The sequence below is a fragment of the Paracoccus sp. UBA889 genome (genome assembly GCA_002294185.1).
Lineage (GTDB): Bacteria > Pseudomonadota > Alphaproteobacteria > Rhodobacterales > Rhodobacteraceae > Paracoccus.
On the sequence record DBFD01000022.1, the window covers coordinates 1 to 15,230 of the forward strand.

Consider the following 15,230-nt stretch of genomic DNA (forward strand, 5'->3'; position numbering starts at 1 on the left):
CGGACCGGCCTGGAAAACGTCGTCTTCGCACGCAAAGGATTCATGTCGGGCGCAGGTGGCCCCCTGCGCCGGGGCCTGTCATCCATTCGCTTCCGCCTGATGCGCCTGCAGCAATTCCAGCGGAACGATATCCAGCGCCCGTCGATGCGTCGCATCCAGGACCACCTTGGGCGCGGCCATTTCCTGCGCCGCCTGCAGAAAGCGCGCGGCGCACAGGCACCAGCGATCGCCAGCCTTCAGCCCGGCGAAGCGGAATTCCGGTCGGGGCGTGGACAGATCGTTGCCCAGATATTTCGACATGGCCAGAAATTCGTCGGTCACGATCACGCAGATCGTATGGCTGCCGCGATCCTCAGGTCCGGTATCGCAACATCCGTTGCGAAAGAAGCCGGTCTTCGGCCGGTCCGAACACGTCTCCAACGGCCCGCCGAGAACGTTCAGGGATCGCTCCATCCTCGTCTCCTCCTGGAAACAGGATAAACCAGCCGCGCCTGTCGGCCAATCCCCCGCCGTTCACAAGCCCGATGGCAGGGGGGCAGGGTGCCATGACACCCATCGGCCGTGAAAATCCGCGCGCCCCAGCGACCAGCCATGGACGGCGCCGTTCCACAGCCGCAGCGACAGCGCCGCGCCGGGGCCGCACCCGTCGGATTCCATCGCGAAATGCGCCAGTGGTGCGTCCGGGCCGGCCCGCGCTGCCGCAGCCTGCAGGGCGGCCGCGCAAACCCCTTGCGTCGCTTCCGGAAAATATTGTGCCGCCACGGTGTGACAGACGAATGTCACGCGCCCCGGCGCGGCCTTGGCCAGACGCGCAATCAGCCAGTCGCCCGCATCGCCCTGCGCCACCTGCGGCGGAAAGACCCGCGCCAGATCCAGCGCGCCGCGCAGCCGGGCCAGCCGGGCCGACTGATCCGCCCAGCAATAGGCCTGCAACCGCAGCCGGTCCGCCACCGGATCGACCGGCCGCAGATCGACGCCCTCGGCCTCGGCCAACCGGAACTCTCCGGCTGGAACCTGTCCGTCCCATCGCGGCCGCAAGGTCACGCCGGCGCCCTGGTCGGACGCAGGCCGGTCGGAATGGGCGCCGGGCTGCGCGCGCGCGGGCCGCAGATGGTAATGCGCGAAATTCAGGTTCAGACCGGCCGAGGCGCCCAGTTCCAGCGCCCTCAGCGGCAAGCCACATCGTTGTGCGAGGAACCGGGCCGCTGCGATGATCGCCGCCGACCGCGCGACCTCGTTCGTCTGCGGCGGACTGTCCAGCCAGCGCAGAAGACAGGCCTCATGCGCGGTCAGGACCGACAGCAACAGCGCCGCGTCCACCCTGCCCGAGGCATAGGCGCGGGCCAAGGCTGGGGCGGCGCCGCGCAGGACCAGCGCGTGCAGCCCGCCGCACAGCCGCAGAGGCACGGAATCGGCGCTGGATGAGGGATCGCCGCGCCAGTCCAGAACGCGCCGCGCGACCGCGCCCGAATCGTGGCGCAGGCAATCCGCAAGCAGATCGCAGACGCGCGCAGTCAGCGGTGAGCCCAGATCGCGGCAGGATCGCGCCTGATCGCGAAACGCGGCCCGAACCGCCGCTTCGTTCATCGGAACCGCCGGGTCAATGCGCGCAGACGCTCGGCCATGCTGGCCGGAGCGGCCTCGATCTCGGTCGCCGGAGCGGGATTGCCTTCGGTCCTGCCGGGCGAGGGTTTTGTGGATCCTGCCCCGTCCGGCCCGGTCCTGCCGGTATTCCGCGCAGGCTGGGTGCGGGCTGCGACGGCGTTCTGAAACCGCCCGCCATCGCCTGCGGCCAGAAACGGCGATCCATCCGCGATTCCGCGCAGCAGATCATCCAGCCAGTCGCGATCGGACCTGGCGAAGTCCGACAGAACATAGGCCGCCACCCGGTCCTTGTGTCCCGGATGGCCGATGCCCAGCCGCACACGCTGGTATTCCGGCCCGATATGCTGATGGATCGATCGCAGCCCGTTATGGCCGGCGTGACCCCCGCCCGACTTTACCCGGCATTTGCCCGGCGCAAGATCCAGTTCGTCATGGAACACGATCACATCGGCAGGCGTCAGCTTCAGATAGCGCATGGCCTCGCCCACCGATTGCCCCGACAGGTTCATGAACGTGCCCGGTTTCAACAGGGCAATGCGGTTTTCACCCAGCCGTGCCTCGATGCTCTGGCCCTGAAACCGTGCCCTCCACGGACCCAGGTCGTGGTCGGTCGCGATGCGGTCAACCGCCATGAAACCGATATTGTGACGGTTCCCTGTATATTTCATGCCCGGATTGCCCAGGCCCACGATCAGTTTCATCTGCCTCTCCCGGCGCGAAATTCGTTCCATGCCTTGCGGCGGACCTTGCCGGTTACTAAGACTCTGTCAACCTTTCGCGGCTAAGGGATGGGACAGCGCCCGGTCGAATCGCGCGGACGGGAATAACAGGCAAGGACAGACGATGAGCGATCCGGCGGAATTCTACATGAACACCCTCGTTCCCATGGTGGTCGAACAGACCTCTCGCGGGGAACGGGCCTACGACATCTTCTCGCGGCTGCTGAAGGAACGCATCATCTTCGTTTCGGGTCCGGTCCATGACGGCATGTCCACGCTGGTCTGCGCGCAATTGCTGTTTCTCGAGGCGGAGAATCCGTCGAAGGACATCAGCATGTACATCAACAGCCCTGGCGGGGTCGTGACCTCTGGCCTGTCGATCTATGACACGATGCAATATATCCGGCCCAAGGTCTCGACCCTGGTGGTGGGGCAGGCGGCCTCGATGGGATCGCTGCTGCTGGCGGCGGGCGAACCGGGGCTGCGGTTTTCGCTGCCCAACAGCCGGGTCATGGTGCACCAGCCCTCGGGCGGCTATCAGGGCCAGGCAACCGATATCCTGATCCACGCCCGCGAAACCGAAAAGCTGAAGCGGCGGCTGAATGAAATCTATGTGAAGCATACCGGGAAATCACTGGCCGAAGTCGAGGAGGCGCTGGAACGCGACCGCTTCATGTCGCCCGACGAGGCAAAGGAATGGGGCCTGATCGACGAGGTGGTGCAGCCGCGCGGCAAGGCCGAGAGTGGGAAGAAATAGACACGTTTGGGGGATTGTGACGCGGGCGCGTCATCCCTAACATGAGCAGGACGATCCGCGCCGCCGATCCTGGTGGCGGCGGAACAGACCAATGCGGCGCGGACCGGGCCCCGGCCGTGCCGCCCGTCAGGCCCCGGCGGCGGGCGGAAATGAAGGAAGTGGACGATGGCCAACCAGTCCGGCGGTGACAGCAAGAACACGCTTTATTGCAGCTTTTGCGGCAAGAGCCAGCACGAGGTCCGCAAGCTGATCGCGGGTCCGACCGTGTTCATCTGCGATGAATGCGTCGAATTGTGCATGGACATCATTCGCGAAGAAACGAAGTCCAGCGGTCTGAAATCCGGTGACGGCGTGCCGACGCCGAAGGAGATCTGCCAGGTTCTGGACGATTACGTGATCGGGCAGGAACATGCCAAGCGGGTTCTGTCGGTCGCCGTGCACAATCACTACAAGCGGCTGAACCATGGCGCGAAATCCGATATCGAACTGGCCAAGTCCAACATCCTGCTGATCGGCCCGACCGGTTGCGGCAAGACCCTGCTGGCGCAGACGCTGGCGCGGATCCTGGATGTGCCCTTCACCATGGCCGACGCAACCACCCTGACCGAGGCCGGCTATGTCGGCGAGGATGTCGAGAACATCATCCTCAAGCTGCTGCAATCCAGCGAATACAATGTCGAACGCGCGCAACGCGGCATCGTCTATATCGACGAGGTGGACAAGATCACGCGCAAGTCGGACAACCCCTCGATCACCCGCGATGTCAGCGGCGAGGGGGTGCAGCAGGCGCTTCTGAAGATCATGGAGGGAACGGTGGCCAGCGTGCCGCCGCAGGGTGGCCGCAAGCATCCGCAGCAGGAATTCCTTCAGGTGGATACGACCAATATCCTGTTCATCTGCGGCGGGGCCTTCGCGGGACTCGACCGGATCATCTCGCAGCGCAACAAGGGCACGGCGATGGGTTTCGGCGCCGAGGTGAAAGAGAACGATGACCGCGGCGTGGGCGAGACGTTCAAGGACCTGGAACCCGAGGATCTGCTGAAATTCGGCCTGATCCCGGAATTCGTGGGCCGTCTGCCGGTGATCGCGACCCTGACCGATCTGGACGAAGATGCGCTGATCATCATCCTGACCAAGCCTAAGAACGCGCTGGTCAAGCAGTATCAGCGCCTGTTCGATCTGGAAGGCGTGCAGCTGACCTTCACCGAAGATGCGCTGGACGCCATCGCCAAGCGCGCCATCGCGCGCAAGACCGGCGCGCGGGGCCTGCGTTCGATCATGGAGGATATCCTGCTTGACACGATGTTCGACCTGCCGGGCATGGACAGCGTCGAAGAGGTTGTCGTGAACGAGGATGCGGTGCTGAATGCGTCGGTCAAACCGCTTCTGATCCATGCCGATCAGAAGAAGGAAAGCGCCTCGGCCGGCTGACGGCGACGCTGGCGCCTGCTGCGGGGACAGCGCCGGTTCCGGCCGGGAGCGCCGCAGACAGGCCGGCGAAAACCGCAATCGGACGGCCTGGCTTTTTCCCTGTGCCGGCGATGCCCCTGCGCGCTGCGAAGGCTGGACCTGAGAAGCTGTTTGCGCCATAGCTTGCGGCGAAGATGATGAAGAGGCCGGTGCCGATGTCCCTGAAATCCAAGCTGCTGCGCATGTTGACCTGGTGGAACGGCCAGACATTGAACACCCAGTTCTGGACCTGGCGGAACGGCATCAAGGTCGGCGAGGACGATCAGGGCAATCTCTTCTATCGGAACAAGGACGGCTCGCGCCGCTGGGTGATCTATTCGGGCGAGGCCGAGGCCAGCCGGATCAGCCCGGAATGGCACGGCTGGCTGCACCACACCTGGGCCGAGCCGCCGACCGAAGCACCGTTGATCCACAAGACCTGGGAAAAGCCGCATGTGCCAAACATGACCGGCACCCCGGGCGCCTATTATCCACCCGGCTCTTTGTATCGGGCCGATCCCGCGCCGCGGCGCGACTATGATGCGTGGCAGCCCGAGTAGATGACGGCAGCGGTCGAGCAGCGGGCAGAGCAGCGCGCCGAATTGCTGGCCGGCGGCGTCGTTCTGGCCGTCGCCGCGGGCTTTCTGATCTGGGCCCTGGGCGGCACGATGGCCGGACGCGGCGGCTATGAATTGACAGCCTCTTTTCCAGATGTGGACGGCATCGATGTCGGCACCGAGGTTCGGCTGGCGGGCGTCAAGGTCGGCCGGGTCAGCGCCATCAGTCTGAACTCGCAGACCTACATGGCCGACGCGCGCATCAGCCTGCCCGACACCGTGGCGCTGCCGGTCGACAGCGCCGCCATCATCCAGTCGGACGGGCTGCTGGGCGGTTCCTATATCCTGATCCAGCCGGGCGGCAGCCCCGATGACCTGCGCCCGGGCGACGAGATCGAAGAGGTTCAGGGCGCCGTCAGCCTGTTGCAACTGATGATGAAATTCGTCGACAGCCAGGCCAGCGGCGACAGGGGACCGCCGCAGCCATGATCCGCGCCGCGCTTCTGGTGCTGGCGCTGGTCCAGCCGGCTGCCGCGCAAAACGTGGCGCGGGCACAGGGCGCCTTGCTGCGCGGACTGGACAAGGTGTCGGGGCGGACGACGGACATCCGGCTGCAGGTGGGCGAGGCAAAGCGTTATGACCGGCTGCAGATCAGGCTGGGCGAATGCCGGTTTCCGGCGGGCGATCCCAGCTCTGACGCATTCGCGCAATTGACCATCACCGATCTGGCGCAGAACGTCACGCTGTTCAGCGGCTGGATGATCGCCTCGTCGCCCGCCCTGTCTGCCCTGGACGACGCCCGCTATGATGTCTGGGTGATTTCCTGCCAAAGCTGATCGGCGGTGGGCAATGTCGCGCGACGGAAATCGGCATCGCGATCCAGTGCGGCCTGCAATCGCTGGCGGTAGGTTCCGCGCGGCAATTCGAAACCGCCCATCCGCGCCAGATGCGGGGTCAGGAACTGGGTGTCGAACAGCGTGAAGCCGCAACGCGCCAGGTGGCCCGACAGCCAGATCAGCGCCAGCTTGGACCCGTTCGTCCGGGCCGAGGCCATGGATTCGCCAAAGAATGCGCCACCAAGCGTCACCCCGAAGATGCCGCCGGCAAAATGACCATCACGACGGATTTCAAGCGCCTCGGCATGGCCCGCCTCATGCAGTTCGCGATACAACCGCCGCAGCGGAGCGTTGATCCAGGTCACGTCGCGGGCGGCGCAGGCAGCCACCACCGCGTCGAAATCGCCATCCAGATGCGCCGACCAGCCGCCACGCCGCAAGTCTCGTCGCAACGATCGCGATGCGTGGACACCGCCGACCGGCAGAAGCCCGCGCATCGGCGGATCGAACCAGTAAAGATTGGGGTCGTCACCGCTTTCGGCCATGGGAAAGACGCCGCGCGCGTAGCCTGCCAGCAATTGCGCGGCGCCGATCACCCCGGCCGGCTCAGCCGAAAGCCCGGTCGAGCCAGCGTTCCAGCCAGTGAATCGAATAATTTCCGGTCTGGATGTCCGGCTCTTGCAGAAGGGCGCGGAACAGCGGCATCGTGGTGTCGATCCCATCCACGATCATCTCGCCCAAGGCGCGGTCGAGCCGCGCCAGCGCCTCGCGACGGTCACGGCCATGCACGATCAATTTGCCGATCAGGCTGTCGTAATAGGGCGGGATAGAATAGCCCTGATACAGCGCGGAATCGATCCGGACGCCCAACCCGCCGGGCGCGTGGTATTGGGTGATCCTGCCGGGGCAGGGGCTGAAGGCCGGCACCTTTTCGGCATTGATGCGAACCTCGATCGCGTGGCCACGGATCGACAGCTTGTCTTGCTGAAACTCCATCTCCTCGCCTGCGGCGACGCGGATCTGCTGCCGAACCAGATCGACGCCGAAGATCGCCTCGGTCACGGGATGTTCGACCTGAAGGCGGGTGTTCATCTCGATGAAGTAGAATTCGCCGTCCTCGAACAGGAATTCGATCGTGCCGGCGCCGGCATAGCCGATCTTGGCCACTGCATCGGCGCAGGTCTTGCCGATCCGGTCGCGCTGTTCGGGGGTGATGGCGGGGCCTGGCGCCTCTTCCAGAACCTTCTGGTGGCGGCGTTGCAGGGAACAATCCCGCTCGCCCAGATGGACGGCGCGGCCGCGGCCGTCGCCGAAGACCTGGATCTCGATGTGACGCGGCTTTTGCAGATATTTCTCGATATAGACATCGGGGTTGCCGAAGGCGGCCTTGGCCTCGGCCCGGGCGGTGCGGAAGGCGACCTCCAACCCCTTTTCGTCGGCCGCCACCTTCATGCCGCGACCGCCGCCCCCCGCCGTCGCCTTGATGATCACCGGATAGCCGATTTCGGCCGCGACCTGGCGGGCTGCTTCCACGTCATCGACGCCGCCCTCGCTGCCCGGAACGCAGGGCACGCCAAGCGCCCTCATCGTGTCCTTGGCGGTGATCTTGTCGCCCATGATGCGGATATGTTCCGCGCGCGGGCCGATGAAGGTGATGCCGTGATCTTCCAGCATCTGCACGAATCCGGCATTTTCGGACAGAAATCCGTAGCCGGGATGGATCGCCTGCGCCCCGGTAATCTCGCAGGCCGAGACGATGGCCGCCATGTTCAGATAGCTGGCCGAGGAAGGCGCAGGCCCGATGCAGACCGATTCGTCGGCCATGCGGACATGCATCGCATCGGCGTCGGCGGTCGAATGAACCGCGACCGAGGCGATGCCCATCTCGCGGCAGGCGCGGATCACGCGCAGGGCGATCTCGCCCCGGTTGGCGATCAGAATCTTGTCGAACATTCCGCCCTCACTCGACGACCATCAGGGGGGCGCCGAATTCCACCGGGCTGCCATCGTCGACCAGGATCCGCTTGACCGTCCCGGCGCGGGGCGAGGGGATGTGGTTCATTGTCTTCATCGCCTCGACGATCATCAGCGTCTCGCCCTCGGCGACCTGCTGGCCGATCTGGACGAAGGGCGCGGCGCCGGGTTCGGCCGACAGATAGGCGGTCCCGACCATGGGCGAGGTCACGGCACCCGGCAGGCTGGCCGGATCGGAGTCGGCCGAATGCGCGCCAGCGGCGGGGGCGGGGGCGGGGCCGGAAACGGGCGCGGCGGGGGGCAGGGCCGGTGGTGCCGGCGCGGCAGGGGCTGCCGGCGCGGACTTGCCGTATTTCGACAGGCTGACGGTCAGGCGGTCATGTTCGCCGTATTCCCGCTTGACCGAGATTTCGCTCAATTCGCTGGCGTTCAGCAATTCCGCGAGGGACTGGATGAAGGCGACGTCGCCTTCGTGATGCTTGCCGTTCATCGAATCGTCGCTCATGCCATCCTCTGTCATGTTTTCACTGCCGTCTGCCTGCCTGTCGCGGCGGTTTCGCCGCTTATAGCCCCCAAGCCTGCCCGAGGGGAAGGGATTCGCGCCAGAACCCTGTCTTGCCGCGCCTTGATCCCGCCTTCAGTCGCCCCGCGCGGCTTTTTCCGCAAGGCCCGACAGGCCTTCGCGCCGCGCCAGTTCCGCCTCGACATCGGCCAGCGCCACATCGCGCGCGGCCAGCATGACCAGCAGATGGAAGATCACGTCAGCGGCCTCCGCGGTCAGCCGGGCGCGGTCGCCGCGAACCGCTTCGATGACCGCCTCGACGGCCTCTTCGCCGAATTTCTCGGCGCATTTTTCCGGCCCCCCGGCCAGCAGTTTCGCCGTCCAGCTGCTTTCCGGATCGGCCGATCGGCGCGTCGCGATGGTGGCGGCAAGTCTGTCGATGGCGCTCATGTCAGTCTCATCGGAATGCCGGCTGCGGCCATGTGGGCCTTGGCCTCGGTTATGGAATAGGAGCCGAAATGGAAGATCGAGGCGGCCAGGACGGCGCTGGCATGGCCCTGGGTCACGCCTTCGACCAGGTGATCCAGGGTGCCGACCCCGCCCGATGCGATGACCGGTATCTGCACCGCATCGGCGATGGCACGGGTCAGCGCCAGGTTGAAGCCAGCGCGCGTGCCGTCGCGGTCCATCGAGGTCAGCAGGATTTCCCCGGCGCCGCGTTCGGCGACGGTCCGCGCGAAGGCGACCGCGTCGATTCCGGTCGGCCTGCGCCCGCCATGGGTGAAAATCTCCCAACCGCCGCCGGCGACGGTCTTGGCGTCGATGGCGCAGATCACGCATTGGCTGCCGAACCGGTCGGCGGCCCGCGCGATCACGTCGGGATCGGCGACGGCGGCGGAGTTGAAGCTGACCTTGTCCGCGCCCGCCAGCAACAGGGCGCGCACGTCCTCGGCTGTGCGCACACCGCCGCCCACCGTCAGCGGCACGAAACATTGTTCGGCCGTGCGCGTGACAAGATCGAACATGGTGCCGCGGTTCTCGTGAGTGGCGTGGATGTCCAGAAAGCAGATCTCGTCCGCGCCCGCCGCGTCATAGGCGCGCGCCGCCGCGACCGGATCGCCCGCATCGATCAGATCGACGAAGTTGACGCCCTTGACCACGCGGCCATCGGCCACGTCGAGGCAGGGAATGATGCGGGTCTTCAGCATGGCCGATCCTCGTTCGTGGCGCCCCTGATAGGCGGAAACGGCGGCGCGGGCCAGAGGCGTTCGATTGCCGCCGACCGGAGGCGGTGCTAGTCTTCACCAAAATTCCGGAGGCTCCGATGGACGACCAAAGCCCGACCGAACCGCGCCTGACCTCGCTGTCCCATGGCGGCGGCTGCGGGTGCAAGATCGCGCCCGGCGTGCTGACCGGCCTGTTGCGCGGAACCGCGATGCTGCCGGTCCCGGACGAGCTGCTGGTGGGCATCGAGACATCCGACGATGCCGCGGTCTATCGGCTGAACGATCAGCAGGCACTGGTGGCCACGACCGATTTCTTCATGCCGATCGTGGACGATCCACTGGATTTCGGCCGCATCGCCGCGACCAACGCGATCAGCGATGTCTATGCCATGGGCGCCACCCCGATCATGGCCCTGTCGCTGGTGGGAATGCCGATCGACAGGCTGTCGCCCGAAACCATCGCCCGCATCCTCGAAGGCGGCGCGATGGCCTGCCGCGATGCGGGCATTCCCATCGGCGGCGGCCACAGCATTGATTCGGTCGAGGCGATCTATGGCCTGGTGGCGCTTGGCCTGGTCCATCCCGATCATGTCAGGCGCAACACGGGCGCGAAACCGGGCGATGTGGTGATCCTGGGCAAGCCGCTGGGGGTTGGCGTCTTCTCTGCGGCGCTGAAGAAAGAGGCCCTGTCGCCAAAGGATTACGCAATGATGATCGAAACCGTCACGCGGCTGAACACGCCCGGTCCCGATCTGGCGCGATTGCCGGGCGTTCATGCGATGACCGATGTGACGGGGTTCGGGCTGGCCGGTCACGCGCTGGAAATGGCGCGCGGATCGGGTTGCACGCTGCGGCTGGACTGGGCGGCGGTGCCGCTGCTGGCGGGCGCGCGCGATCTTGCCGCCGGCGGCTTCGTGACCGGCGCTTCGGGGCGCAACTGGGCCAGCTATGGTGGCGAGGTCGCGCTGCCCGACGGTTTCGCACCCGAGGATCGCGCGCTGATATCCGATCCGCAGACCAGCGGCGGCCTGCTGGTCGCCTGCGCCGAGGCCGAGGCGGACCGGGTTCTGGCCATCTTCCGCGATCACGGCTTTGCCGAAGCGGCCGTGATCGGACGCGCCGAGGACGGGGCCGGGCGGCTGGTGCTGGGCCAGGACGGTCTCAGGCCGTTTTCGGGCGCATCAACAGCCAGATCAGCGCCCCGCCGGCCAGGGCCAGCAGCGGCAGCATGGCCAGATTGACCGCATACCAGCCGCCCTCGTTCGAGCCTCCGGTGCAGTTCATCAGTCCGCCCGAGGACAGCGACGCCAGAAAGACGCCGCCGAAGACGAACAGGTCGTTGATGCCCTGCACCCGGCCGCGTTCCTCGGGGCGATGTGCGCGCGCCAGCATCGTGGTCGCGCCGATGAAGCCGAAATTCCAGCCAAGTCCCAGCAGGATCAGCGCGCCGAAGAAATTCGAAAGCGTGATCCCGCTCAGCGCGACCGCCCCCGCGCCGGCCAGGATCGCAAGCCCGGTGCCGACGATGCGCGCGGCGCCGAAACGGTTGATCAGGTAGCCGGTGAAGAAGCTGGGCGCAAACATCGCCAGCACATGCGCGCTGACGATATTGGCGGCGTGTTCGGGCCGGTAGCCGCCGCCCACCACCGCCAGCGGCGTCGAAGTCATGACCAGGTTCATCAGCGAATAGGTCACCATCGCGCAGATCATGGCGACGACGATACGCGGCTCGCGCAGGATCTGGCCCAGCGGGCGGTCCCGATCCTGTCCGGGCCGGGCGCGCGGCGGGCGGGGAATATCGAGAAAGGCGAAGAGAATCGGGCCGATCAGGTTCAGTCCGATCACCGCCAGATAGGTGCCCAGAAACGGAATCGCGGTCAGATCGCCGGTGGCACGGACCAGACCCGGCCCGATGATGGCCGAGGCAAGGCCACCCGCCATCACCCACGAGATCGCGCGCGGTGCGAAATGGTCGCTGGCGGTATCGGTCGCGGCGAAGCGGAAAAATCCCTGCGCCGAAAAGTAGACCCCGCTCAGCAGTCCGCCCGTCAGGAACAGCAGGAACGAGCCCAGCCAGATTCCGGCCGCCGACACCGCCGCGCCGGAGCCGCCCGCGGCAACCGCCAGCAGAAAGCCCGCGCGCCGTCCCCGCATCTGCATGAACCGGGCCAGCGGCCGCGCACTGATCGCCGAGCCCAGCACGATCAGCGAGATGGGCAGGGTTGCAAGGCAGGGACTGGGCGACAGTTTTTGCCCGACCAGACCGCCGACGATGAATTGCACCGGCATCTGGGCGCCAAGTATCGCTTGCGCGGCCACCAGGACCGCGACATTCCGCCTTGCCCTGTCCATGGCCGCGATCAGCCTTGGCGCAGGGCGGCGGCGGTCCTTGCGCGGGCCTCGATCGCATCCCAGTCTTCGGATGCGACATCGGCATCGGTGACGATCCAGCTGCCGCCCACACAGACCACATTGGGCAGAGCCAGGTAGTCGCGGGCGTTCTGCGGCGAGACGCCGCCGGTGGGGCAGAAACTGATCCGCGGCAGCGGGCCGGCCAGCGATTTCAGCGCCGGCGCACCGCCCGAGGTTTCGGCCGGGAAGAATTTCAGCATGTCATATCCCGCATCCGCCGCCCGCATCACCTCCGAGGCGGTGACGGCGCCGGGCAGAAGCGGCAGGTCCAGATCCGCGCAGGCCGCGATCAGCGGGTCGGTCAGCCCGGGCGAGACCGCGAATGTCGCGCCGGCGTCCTTGGCGCGCTTGGCGTCGTCCGGGCTCAGCACGGTGCCGGCGCCGACATGGCCGCCCTCGACCCCTGACATGGCGCGGATCGCGTCGAGCGCCGCGTCAGAACGCAGGGTGACTTCCAGCACCGGCAGGCCGCCCGAGACAAGGGCGCGGGCCAGAGCTTCGGCCTTCGCCGCCTGCTGGATGACGATCACCGGGATGACCGGCGCGATGTCGCACAGCGCGCGGCTTTTCCGGGATTGGGTTTGGGGGGTCATGCGTCACCTCGCTGGCAGGATCGCTCCGAACCTGACGCCTGCGGCGGCCGGATGCAAGCGGCTTGGCGCCGGTCGGCTACAGCGTCGCGGGCGACACCGCCGCCGTCAGCACCGCGACGTAATGCACCGCCGCCGCCGTCACCACGAAAGCGTGCCAGATCGCGTTCTGGAACCGCAGCTTTTGCCACAGGTGGAAGATCACGCCCGCCGTATAGAGCAGTCCGCCAATGACGATCAGAACCATCGAGGTCGCGGGCAGATGCATGGCGATGGGCCGGATCGCCAGGATGCCGCTCCATCCCATCGCGAGATAGAGGATCACCGCCAGCCTGTCATAGCGCCCCGGAAAAAGACATTTCACCGCGACGCCGATCCCGGCCATGAACCAGATCGCGACCAGCAGCGTCAGGATCATCGGGTCGCTGGAGGCGCCGGGTTCCAGAAACGGCGTGTAGGTTGCCGCGATCAGGATGAAGATGGCCGAATGATCCAGCCGCCGCATGATCCATTTGAAACGCGATGGCGGCAACATGTTGTAGATGAAAGAGATTGCCAGCGCCCCGATCAGCCCCAGCCCGTAGATCCAGGCGGCCAGCATCGCCGCCTGCGTGCCCCAGACCGTTGTCTGGAAGATCAGCACGGTCACACCGATCAGGGCGGCCACGACGCCGACCCCATGGACGATCGCGTCGGCAAGGGTTTCCAGGAAATCGTAGTCTCGGCCGAAGCGGAATTGCATTGTCATCCCCGGAAGATGGGGCAGGCGGGAAGCCAAGGCAATTCACCCTTTTGGTCAACCCTGCGTGAAAGCGTCGCGGCCGCGCGTCGATGTCGCATCATGGCAAGGGAAAGGCGCAAACGGGCAGCACGGCCTTCGGCGCGCAGCCTATCACGGGACGCAGTCATGTTTGCAGGAAGGGGATCGCCATGACCGAGGATGCCGTCGCCGAACGCCGTGGCCGCCGCAGCGGAGGCGGGGCCGCGCGCCGGGCCGAACGCACGGCGACGCGCTTCGAATATGCGCGCTTCATCAGCCGCAACATCCCGAACCTGGAGATTCTGAACGACGAGGCGCTGGAAATCATCGAGGCCAATGCCGAGACGGTGCTTGCGGAAATCGGCGTGAACTTCGTCGACAATCCCGACGCGCTGGCGCGGTGGAAGGAGGCGGGGGCCGACATCGACGGCGAACGGGTGCGGCTGCCCAGGGGGCTGGCGCGACAGCTTTGCGCCACCGCGCCGGCCAGCTTTACCCAGCACGCCCGAAATCCCGAACGCAATGTCGAGATCGGCGGACGCAATCTGGTTCTGGCACCGGTCTACGGCCCGCCTTTCGTGCGCGATCAGGCCGGCGGCCGGCGCTACGCCACGATCGAGGATTTCCGCAATTTCGTGAAGCTGGGCCAGATGTCGAAATGGGTCCATCACAGCGGCGGCACCGTCTGCGAACCGACAGACGTGGCGGTGAACAAGCGCCATCTGGACATGCTGCACGCCCACATGACCCTGTCGGACAAGCCCTACATGGGTTCGGTGACCCTGCCGGAACGCGCGGCCGATTCGGTCGAGATGTCGAAGATCCTGTTCGGGTCGGATTTCGTCGACCGCAACACGGTGATGACCAGCCTGATCAACATCAACAGCCCGCTGACCTTCGATTCGGTGATGATGGGCGCGCTGGAGGTCTATGCGAGGGCCAATCAGGCCGCGATCATCAGTCCCTTCATCGTCGGCGGCGCGATGGCGCCCGTCACCGTCGCGGGCACGCTGACGCAGGTTCTGGCCGAGGTGATGGCGGGCGTGGCCTACAGCCAGCTGATCCGTCCCGGCGCGCCGGTGATCTTCGGCGCCTTCGTCACCTCGATCGACATGAACAGCGGTGCGCCCACCTTCGGCACGCCCGAGGCCGCCCAGATCACGCTGGGGGCGGGGCAACTGGCCCGGCGGATGGGGTTGCCCTATCGCAGCGCGGGCTCGTTCTGCGGATCGAAGCTGCCGGATGCACAGGCGGCCTACGAGACCGCGAACACGCTGAATATCGGGCTGCTGGCGGGGGTGAACTTCATGCTGCATTCCTGCGGCTGGCTGGAAGGCGGGCTTGTCAGCAGCTACGAGAAATACGTGATGGACGCCGATCAGCTGGGCCTGCTGCACCGGATCGCGGCGGGCGTGGACATGTCCGAGAACGGGCAGGCCATGGACGCGATCCGCGAAGTGGGGCCGGGCGGGCATTATCTGGGCTGTGACCATACGCAGGCCAATTACAAGGAAGCCTTCTGGCGCACCGGCATCCTGGATTACAAGCCCTTCGAAACCTGGGAGGAGGAAGGCGCGCGCGACACGGCGACGCTGGCCGCGCTGAAGGTCGCCAGGATGCTGGGCGAGTATCAGGCCCCCGATCTGGATCCGGGCATCGCCGAGGCGCTGTCGGAATATGTCGCGGGCCGGAAAGCCGCCGTGCCCGACAGCTTCATGTGAGCGGACAGGCCCGTTACCCCTTGCAAAGCGTGCGCACAGCGTCTATCTGCGCGCTCACTTCACAGGCAGTGGGCGGGCCTTGCGGACAGACATCCCCGTGGGTCCACCGGTTGAGGCAAAAG

The 15,230-nt window shown here is 66.2% G+C and carries 18 protein-coding genes; 7 read left to right on the forward strand and 11 right to left on the reverse strand.

Annotated elements, in window-relative coordinates:
• Positions 1–78: 78 nt before the first annotated feature.
• Genes B4L36_RS03525 through pth form a run of 3 tightly spaced genes read right to left on the reverse strand, consistent with a single transcriptional unit; the run spans position 79 to position 2,306 of the window.
• Positions 79–453, reverse strand: coding sequence for a DUF2237 family protein (locus tag B4L36_RS03525; protein WP_292952452.1), 375 nt, complete (start codon positions 451–453; stop codon positions 79–81).
• A gap of 60 nt (positions 454–513) precedes the next feature.
• Entirely contained in the window at positions 514–1,587 is a 1,074-nt protein-coding gene (locus B4L36_RS03530; RefSeq protein WP_292952455.1) for a DUF2332 domain-containing protein, read from the reverse strand.
• Positions 1,584–2,306 (reverse strand): aminoacyl-tRNA hydrolase, encoded by a 723-nt coding sequence (gene pth, locus B4L36_RS03535; protein WP_292952458.1) that lies wholly within the window; start codon positions 2,304–2,306, stop codon positions 1,584–1,586. The genes B4L36_RS03530 and pth overlap by 4 nt, the downstream gene beginning before the upstream one ends.
• 142 nt (positions 2,307–2,448) lie before the next feature.
• Here pth and B4L36_RS03540 point away from each other — a divergent pair, with 142 nt between their 5' ends.
• From B4L36_RS03540 to B4L36_RS03560, 5 genes are all read left to right on the forward strand, one after another.
• The gene (locus tag B4L36_RS03540) at positions 2,449–3,081 is read left to right on the forward strand and encodes an ATP-dependent Clp protease proteolytic subunit (protein ID WP_292952461.1); all 633 of its coding nucleotides are present in this window, start codon (positions 2,449–2,451) and stop codon (positions 3,079–3,081) included.
• Between the two features lie 165 nt (positions 3,082–3,246).
• A complete protein-coding gene (gene clpX / locus B4L36_RS03545) occupies positions 3,247–4,512 on the forward strand; it encodes an ATP-dependent Clp protease ATP-binding subunit ClpX (protein WP_292952464.1) in 1,266 nt (421 codons plus the stop codon).
• Positions 4,513–4,706: 194 nt separating this feature from the next.
• Complete coding sequence (locus B4L36_RS03550) at positions 4,707–5,090, forward strand: NADH:ubiquinone oxidoreductase subunit NDUFA12 (RefSeq protein ID WP_292952467.1); 384 nt, start codon at positions 4,707–4,709, stop codon at positions 5,088–5,090.
• Positions 5,091–5,576: an outer membrane lipid asymmetry maintenance protein MlaD gene (locus tag B4L36_RS03555; RefSeq protein WP_292952470.1), complete on the forward strand. Its 486-nt coding sequence runs from the start codon at positions 5,091–5,093 to the stop codon at positions 5,574–5,576.
• Positions 5,573–5,923, forward strand: coding sequence for a DUF2155 domain-containing protein (locus tag B4L36_RS03560; RefSeq protein WP_292952473.1), 351 nt, complete (start codon positions 5,573–5,575; stop codon positions 5,921–5,923). Before B4L36_RS03555 ends, B4L36_RS03560 begins: the two co-directional genes overlap by 4 nt.
• Here B4L36_RS03560 and aat read toward each other — a convergent pair.
• From aat to hisF, 5 genes are all read right to left on the reverse strand, one after another.
• Positions 5,890–6,519, reverse strand: coding sequence for a leucyl/phenylalanyl-tRNA--protein transferase (gene aat / locus B4L36_RS03565; RefSeq protein WP_292952476.1), 630 nt, complete (start codon positions 6,517–6,519; stop codon positions 5,890–5,892). The genes B4L36_RS03560 and aat overlap by 34 nt on opposite strands.
• A gap of 10 nt (positions 6,520–6,529) precedes the next feature.
• Positions 6,530–7,876, reverse strand: coding sequence for an acetyl-CoA carboxylase biotin carboxylase subunit (gene accC, locus B4L36_RS03570; protein ID WP_292952479.1), 1,347 nt, complete (start codon positions 7,874–7,876; stop codon positions 6,530–6,532).
• 7 nt (positions 7,877–7,883) lie between these two features.
• Positions 7,884–8,402, reverse strand: a complete 519-nt coding sequence (gene accB / locus B4L36_RS03575; protein ID WP_292952482.1) for an acetyl-CoA carboxylase biotin carboxyl carrier protein — start codon at positions 8,400–8,402, stop codon at positions 7,884–7,886.
• Positions 8,403–8,534: 132 nt separating this feature from the next.
• Positions 8,535–8,849, reverse strand: coding sequence for a phosphoribosyl-ATP diphosphatase (locus tag B4L36_RS03580; RefSeq protein ID WP_292952484.1), 315 nt, complete (start codon positions 8,847–8,849; stop codon positions 8,535–8,537).
• A complete protein-coding gene (hisF, locus tag B4L36_RS03585) occupies positions 8,846–9,607 on the reverse strand; it encodes an imidazole glycerol phosphate synthase subunit HisF (protein ID WP_292952486.1) in 762 nt (253 codons plus the stop codon). The genes B4L36_RS03580 and hisF overlap by 4 nt, the downstream gene beginning before the upstream one ends.
• 116 nt (positions 9,608–9,723) lie before the next feature.
• On the opposite strand from hisF, the gene selD reads away from it, so the two are divergent.
• Entirely contained in the window at positions 9,724–10,866 is a 1,143-nt protein-coding gene (gene selD, locus B4L36_RS03590; protein ID WP_292952488.1) for a selenide, water dikinase SelD, read from the forward strand.
• Here the strand turns inward: selD and B4L36_RS03595 are convergent.
• From B4L36_RS03595 to trhA, 3 genes are all read right to left on the reverse strand, one after another.
• On the reverse strand, positions 10,787–11,977 hold the full coding sequence (locus B4L36_RS03595) for an MFS transporter (RefSeq protein WP_292952490.1): 1,191 nt from the start codon (positions 11,975–11,977) through the stop codon (positions 10,787–10,789). The two genes, selD and B4L36_RS03595, sit on opposite strands and share 80 nt — an antisense overlap.
• Before the next feature lie 8 nt (positions 11,978–11,985).
• Entirely contained in the window at positions 11,986–12,630 is a 645-nt protein-coding gene (gene eda, locus B4L36_RS03600) for a bifunctional 4-hydroxy-2-oxoglutarate aldolase/2-dehydro-3-deoxy-phosphogluconate aldolase (protein WP_292952493.1), read from the reverse strand.
• Positions 12,631–12,706: 76 nt separating this feature from the next.
• Positions 12,707–13,375, reverse strand: coding sequence for a PAQR family membrane homeostasis protein TrhA (trhA, locus tag B4L36_RS03605; protein ID WP_292952496.1), 669 nt, complete (start codon positions 13,373–13,375; stop codon positions 12,707–12,709).
• A 182-nt stretch (positions 13,376–13,557) separates the two neighbouring features.
• Between trhA and B4L36_RS03610 the strand changes: the two genes are divergently transcribed.
• The gene (locus tag B4L36_RS03610; protein WP_292952499.1) at positions 13,558–15,108 is read left to right on the forward strand and encodes a trimethylamine methyltransferase family protein; all 1,551 of its coding nucleotides are present in this window, start codon (positions 13,558–13,560) and stop codon (positions 15,106–15,108) included.
• The last annotated feature ends 122 nt before the right edge of the window (positions 15,109–15,230 follow it).

Excerpts from the sequence above, each read along its gene's own strand:
- B4L36_RS03525 (WP_292952452.1), bottom strand. The coding sequence starts at position 453 with ATGGAGCGATCCCTGAACGTTCTCGGCGGGCCGTTGGAGACGTGTTCG.
- B4L36_RS03530 (WP_292952455.1), bottom strand. The coding sequence starts at position 1,587 with ATGAACGAAGCGGCGGTTCGGGCCGCGTTTCGCGATCAGGCGCGATCC.
- pth (WP_292952458.1), bottom strand. The coding sequence starts at position 2,306 with ATGAAACTGATCGTGGGCCTGGGCAATCCGGGCATGAAATATACAGGG.
- B4L36_RS03540 (WP_292952461.1), top strand. The coding sequence starts at position 2,449 with ATGAGCGATCCGGCGGAATTCTACATGAACACCCTCGTTCCCATGGTG.
- clpX (WP_292952464.1), top strand. The coding sequence starts at position 3,247 with ATGGCCAACCAGTCCGGCGGTGACAGCAAGAACACGCTTTATTGCAGC.
- B4L36_RS03550 (WP_292952467.1), top strand. The coding sequence starts at position 4,707 with ATGTCCCTGAAATCCAAGCTGCTGCGCATGTTGACCTGGTGGAACGGC.
- B4L36_RS03555 (WP_292952470.1), top strand. The coding sequence starts at position 5,091 with ATGACGGCAGCGGTCGAGCAGCGGGCAGAGCAGCGCGCCGAATTGCTG.
- B4L36_RS03560 (WP_292952473.1), top strand. The coding sequence starts at position 5,573 with ATGATCCGCGCCGCGCTTCTGGTGCTGGCGCTGGTCCAGCCGGCTGCC.
- accC (WP_292952479.1), bottom strand. The coding sequence starts at position 7,876 with ATGTTCGACAAGATTCTGATCGCCAACCGGGGCGAGATCGCCCTGCGC.
- accB (WP_292952482.1), bottom strand. The coding sequence starts at position 8,402 with ATGAGCGACGATTCGATGAACGGCAAGCATCACGAAGGCGACGTCGCC.
- B4L36_RS03580 (WP_292952484.1), bottom strand. The coding sequence starts at position 8,849 with ATGAGCGCCATCGACAGACTTGCCGCCACCATCGCGACGCGCCGATCG.
- hisF (WP_292952486.1), bottom strand. The coding sequence starts at position 9,607 with ATGCTGAAGACCCGCATCATTCCCTGCCTCGACGTGGCCGATGGCCGC.
- selD (WP_292952488.1), top strand. The coding sequence starts at position 9,724 with ATGGACGACCAAAGCCCGACCGAACCGCGCCTGACCTCGCTGTCCCAT.
- B4L36_RS03595 (WP_292952490.1), bottom strand. The coding sequence starts at position 11,977 with ATGGACAGGGCAAGGCGGAATGTCGCGGTCCTGGTGGCCGCGCAAGCG.
- eda (WP_292952493.1), bottom strand. The coding sequence starts at position 12,630 with ATGACCCCCCAAACCCAATCCCGGAAAAGCCGCGCGCTGTGCGACATC.
- trhA (WP_292952496.1), bottom strand. The coding sequence starts at position 13,375 with ATGACAATGCAATTCCGCTTCGGCCGAGACTACGATTTCCTGGAAACC.
- B4L36_RS03610 (WP_292952499.1), top strand. The coding sequence starts at position 13,558 with ATGACCGAGGATGCCGTCGCCGAACGCCGTGGCCGCCGCAGCGGAGGC.